Origin of the sequence: Pseudonocardia sp. (assembly GCF_025965585.1) — a bacterium.
Lineage (GTDB): Bacteria > Actinomycetota > Actinomycetes > Mycobacteriales > Pseudonocardiaceae > Pseudonocardia.
In genome coordinates this window covers 1-4,581 of sequence record NZ_JAOPWR010000032.1, presented here as the reverse complement: position 1 = coordinate 4,581, position 4,581 = coordinate 1, and the positions used below count along the sequence as shown (strand labels likewise).

Below are 4,581 nucleotides of genomic sequence, written 5' to 3'. Positions count from 1 at the left end.
GATCCCCGTACGCCACCACCGAGAGGAAGCGGATCGGCAGCGACACCAGCTCCTGCGGACCGTGCACCGCCTCGCCGTCGAGCTGCAGGGCGTCCCCGGGCAGCATCGGGTAGCGGGCCTCGCCGTGGCCGTAGACCATCTCGCCCTCGAGCATGTAGAGCAGCTCGGTGCCGGGGTGCTGGAACAGCGGGAACATCTCGCTGCGCTCCGTGAGCGTCACGAGGTGCGCCTCCATCCGCTGGTGCGGGCCGCGCAGCGCCCCGAGCAGCGTGTAGTCGTGGCCGACGCGGGTGCCGCGTGCCGTGATCCGCGCGCCCGCGCCGGCCGGGGTGTGCACGGCCTCGCGCTCGGCATCGGCGCCGCGGAACAGCGCGGTGGCCGGGACGTCGAGGGCCTCGGCCAGGCGGGCGACGGTCGTGAGGCTGCAGGAGGTGAGGGCGTTCTCGATCTTGGAGAGCATCGCCTTCGAGATTCCGGCGCGGCCGGCGAGGTCCGCGACGGTGAGCCCGCGCGCGACGCGGTGGCTGCGCACCTGGGCGGCGATCGCCCGTTCCAGCCGTCCTCCGGACGGCGCGGGCCCGTCCACCTCGCGGGAGGCGGGACCGTGGGTCGGCCTGTCCGTGGTCATCGCATCTCCCCCGCCCCGACATAGGGGTGCCGGGCAACTTGTCAAGAAACACAGTCTCACTCAAGGAAACAGGGAATCCCGCGCGACCGGGAGCGGTTGCTGGGATCCGTGGAACTCGGTGTGTACACGTTCGCGGACGTCAGCCCCGGCCCCGGCGGGGTCGGCCCGGCCCAGCGGGTCAAGGAGGTCGTGGAGGAGATCGCGCTGGCCGACGAGGTCGGCCTCGACGTCTACGGGGTCGGCGAGCACCACCGCGCCGACTACGCCGCCTCAGCGCCCGCGATGATCCTGGCCGCCGCGGCCGAGCGGACCTCGCACATCCACTTGACGAGCGCTGTCACCGTCCTGAGCTCCGACGACCCGGTGCGCGTGTTCCAGAACTTCGCGACGCTCGACCTGCTCTCCGAGGGCCGCGCCGAGATCATGGCGGGGCGCGGGTCGTTCACGGAGTCGTTCCCGCTGTTCGGCTACGACCTCGGCGACTACGACGACCTGTTCGCCGAGAAGATCGACCTGCTGCTGAAGCTCCGCGATCACGAGCGCGTGACGTGGCGGGGCGCCCACCGCGCGCCCCTCGACGACCAGCCCGTCTACCCGCGGCCCGTGCAGGACCGGCTGCCGGTGTGGCTGGCCGTCGGCGGCAACCCGCAGTCGGTGGTGCGCGCCGGTTTCCTCGGGCTCCCGCTGGCGCTGGCGATCATCGGCGGTGAGCCGGAGCGGTTCGCCCCGCTCGCCGAGCTCCATCGCAAGGCCCTCGCCCAGGCCGGGTACGCGCCGCAGCCGCTGAGCCTCAACGTGCACGGCTTCGTCGCCGACACCCGCGAGAAGGCCTCGGACATCTACTTTCCCGCGCACTCCGGGGTGATGGACCGCATCGGCCGCGAGCGCGGCTGGGGCCCGACCAACCGCCGCGCGTTCGACGCGGGAACGACGCTGCGCGGCGCGTACACCGTCGGGGACCCGGAGGCCGTGGCCGAGAAGATCCTCTTCCAGCACGAGCTGTTCGGCCACGACCGCACGCTGATCCAGTTCGCGATCGGCGACGTGCCGCACCTCGACGTGCTGCGGGCCATCGAGCTGTACGGCACGGAGGTGGCGCCGATCGTCCGGGCCGAGACGGCGAAGCGGGCGGACACCCCCGCGGCCGTCTGACGGACGGACGGCCACGCGCGCGTTCCCGCCCGGCGCGCGCATGGCTTCGCGCGCGCCGCTTACACGACACGCGCCGCTCGGCACATCGCCTGCAGTCGGGGCGTTCCCGCGACCGGCCTGCCCGCACGGGTACCCACGCCCGGAGCCGTCGCGCACCCACGGACGGCGGTCCTAGCGGATCCCCGCCCACAGCCCCCGGATGTCGCCGCGCGGATCGGTGGCCGTCACGATCTCCGGCCCGAAGCGGCGGACCCGGCGGTCCTCCCCGTAGGTCTCCCACCCGGGGTCGCCGGTAGTCGCGAACGCCACCCATGCCGCGTGCATCGCGTCGGCGAGCTCCTGCGGGGGCGCGTCGCCCGTCATCACACCGCCGCTGGCCAGGGTGTCGAACACGAAGCCCAGCTCCAGGGCGTGGCACGCGCCCAGCCGGCCGTCGAACGCGGGCGAGCCCCACTCGAACTCGTAGACGTGCGCACGCCCGTGGGCCTCGGCCAGCCGGACGGCCGGGATGCGGAAGAACCAGTCGCTCATCACGTCGGCGAGCACCATCCCGATCGACGCCCGGGGCCGCACGGCGCGGTAGCGGTCCAGCGCGCCGTCCGGGAGCCGGTAGGCCGCGAGGACCCCGCCCACCACCGGCTCGGTGACCTGGTCGGTGAACCCCGTCGGGACGAGGAAGAAACGGTGCTCGTCGCGGTTGGACCCGACCATGACGTCCACATCGGCGCTCGCGCCCGCGGCCAGCGCCTCGATGGGCAGCTGCGGGAGCACGGCACCGTCGACCACCGGCTCGAAGACCATCGAGTTGGCGGTGATCTCGCCCCAGCGGGCGGGGTCGGGTGTCGTCGCGGCCTCGGCGCTCAGGGCCTTCTGGGTCTCCAGCAGCCGCTCGGGGCTCACCTCCGCGAAGGCCTCGACGGTGGGCTCGATGCCGAGCTTCTCCGCGGCGTAGCCGGCGACGCGGGCGGCCGTGGCGGCTGTCAGCGCGTGGTGTCCGGCGCCCGACTGGAGGATCGCGCGCCGGAACAGGCCGCGCGCCGCGGGCATGGCGAGCAGCGATCCGACGCTCATCGCGCCCGCCGACTCCCCGAACACCGTCACGTTCGCCGGGTCGCCCCCGAAGGACGCGATGTTCTCCTGCACCCACCGCAGCGCCGCCACCTGGTCGAGGAGGCCGCGGTTCGGCTCGCTGCCCGGCAGGTGCAGGAAGCCCTCGGCTCCCAGCCGGTAGTTGACGGCGACGAGCACCACGCCGTCGCGGGCGAACGCGCTGCCGTCGTAGGTCGGGACGGAGGACGAGCCGTTGACGAAGGCGCCGCCGTGGATCCACACCATGACGGGCCGGTCGCGGACGCCCTCCGGCGCCCACACCGAGAGGTTGAGGATCTCCTCCCCCGGGATCCGCACCACGGGGAGCAGCTCGGCGAACGGGGACGGATAGCCCGGCGCCGGCGCGGTGGGTCCGTGCTCGAGCGCGTCGCGCACGCCGTCCCACTCGGGGACGGGTGCGGGCGCGCGGAACCGGTTCGGGCCGAACGGCGCGGCCGCGTACGGAATGCCGAGATGGCGGACGACGCCCTCGGACACCTGGCCGCGGACCTCGCCTGCAGTCGTCTTCACCACGGAGTACATGTCTGCATCCTCACGTCTGGCCGCGGCATCGGCCAGTGCTCCCGAACGCCCACGCGCCGAAACCCCGACCGGCTACCGTCGCCGCGTGCGACGCACCTGGTCGGCGGCCCTCCTGGTGGTCGCGCTGGCCGTGTCGCCGGCGGGGTGCACCCAGGTCGTCCCCGGCGCGGGGGCGCCCCGTGAACCGGTGGTGGCCGTGACACCGCCGACATCCCGTGGAGGGCTCGTCGCCGACCCGGTCGCCGACGAGTGCCTGCTCGACGCGTCCGAGTTCGGGGCGCTGGTCGGGCGGGCGGTGCGGCGCTCGCCGGGTCCGGTCCCGTCGGGATGATCAACGTATACGGGGTGCGCGACGGCACGCCGGCCGAGCGCGTCCGCGCAGCGGGACGGCGCCTGCTCGACGGGGTCGGGGAGGCGGCCGCGGTGGTCGACACGGCCACGGGCCCGGCCCTCCAGCTCGCGACCCGCACCTACCTCGTCACGATCCTGGTGACGGACCGGAAGCCGAGCGACGCGGCCTGGCGTAGGTCACCACGCGGATTCGGCGGACCCGGCCGCCGGAACGTGTCGACTCACGCGCCAGATCGTGTCGACCGCGGGTGGGGGTGGTCCTTCGCCGGTCAGCCGCGGAGGGCTGCTCCGTGGCGCTCGGTGGCCACCGCGACCGCGCTGTCGCGGGCGGCGTTGGCCTCCTCGTTGGTCAGGGTCCGGTCCGGGGCGCGGAAGCGGAGCGTGTAGGCCAGCGACCGCTTGCCCTCCCCCACCTGCTCGCCGGCGTAGACGTCGAACAGCCGGACGTCCTCAAGCAGCTCGCCGCCGCCGTCGCGCAGGGCGTCGGACAGCTCGGCCGCGGCCACGTCGGTGGCGGCCACCAGTGCCACGTCCACCGAGATCGGCGGGTAGGGCGAGATCCGTGGTGCGGGGCGGGCGTCGTCGAGCGGCAGGAGGTCGAGGTCGATCTCCATCGCGCACGTGCGCGGCGGCAGGCCGAGGGCCTCGACGACCTTGGGGTGAAGCTCGCCCGCGTAGCCGACGGGGAAGTCGCCGACACGCAGCATCGCGCAACGGCCGGGGTGCCACGGGGCCTGGTCGGCCGCGGTGGCCCGCAGCTCCACGCCCGCGGCCTGGGCGACGAGCTGCGCGGCGTGCACGGCGTCGGCCCAGCTCGC

The 4,581-nt window shown here is 74.3% G+C and carries 4 protein-coding genes and 1 pseudogene; 2 read left to right on the top strand and 3 right to left on the bottom strand.

Annotated features, from left to right (window positions below; all coding sequences use genetic code 11):
* Positions 1-628, bottom strand: a 628-nt coding sequence (locus tag JWR81_RS01545) for an XRE family transcriptional regulator (RefSeq protein ID WP_297645757.1), incomplete at its 3' end; no start/stop codon positions are given.
* A 108-nt stretch (positions 629-736) separates the two neighbouring features.
* Here JWR81_RS01545 and JWR81_RS01540 point away from each other — a divergent pair.
* Positions 737-1,780, top strand: a complete 1,044-nt coding sequence (locus tag JWR81_RS01540; RefSeq protein ID WP_297645755.1) for an LLM class flavin-dependent oxidoreductase — start codon at positions 737-739, stop codon at positions 1,778-1,780.
* Between the two features lie 171 nt (positions 1,781-1,951).
* Here JWR81_RS01540 and JWR81_RS01535 read toward each other — a convergent pair whose 3' ends face one another.
* Positions 1,952-3,412: a carboxylesterase family protein gene (locus tag JWR81_RS01535; RefSeq protein ID WP_297645753.1), complete on the bottom strand. Its 1,461-nt coding sequence runs from the start codon at positions 3,410-3,412 to the stop codon at positions 1,952-1,954.
* An 85-nt stretch (positions 3,413-3,497) separates the two neighbouring features.
* Between JWR81_RS01535 and JWR81_RS01530 the strand changes: the two genes are divergently transcribed.
* On the top strand, positions 3,498-3,743 hold the full coding sequence (locus JWR81_RS01530; protein WP_297645751.1) for a hypothetical protein: 246 nt from the start codon (positions 3,498-3,500) through the stop codon (positions 3,741-3,743).
* A gap of 289 nt (positions 3,744-4,032) precedes the next feature.
* Here the strand turns inward: JWR81_RS01530 and JWR81_RS01525 are convergent.
* A pseudogene (locus JWR81_RS01525) lies at positions 4,033-4,581 on the bottom strand (phenylalanine--tRNA ligase subunit beta); the annotation flags it as partial.

What these genes read in the sequence shown, in the direction of transcription:
- JWR81_RS01535 (WP_297645753.1), bottom strand. Translation starts at nt 3,412, where the DNA reads ATGTACTCCGTGGTGAAGACGACTGCAGGCGAGGTCCGCGGCCAGGTG.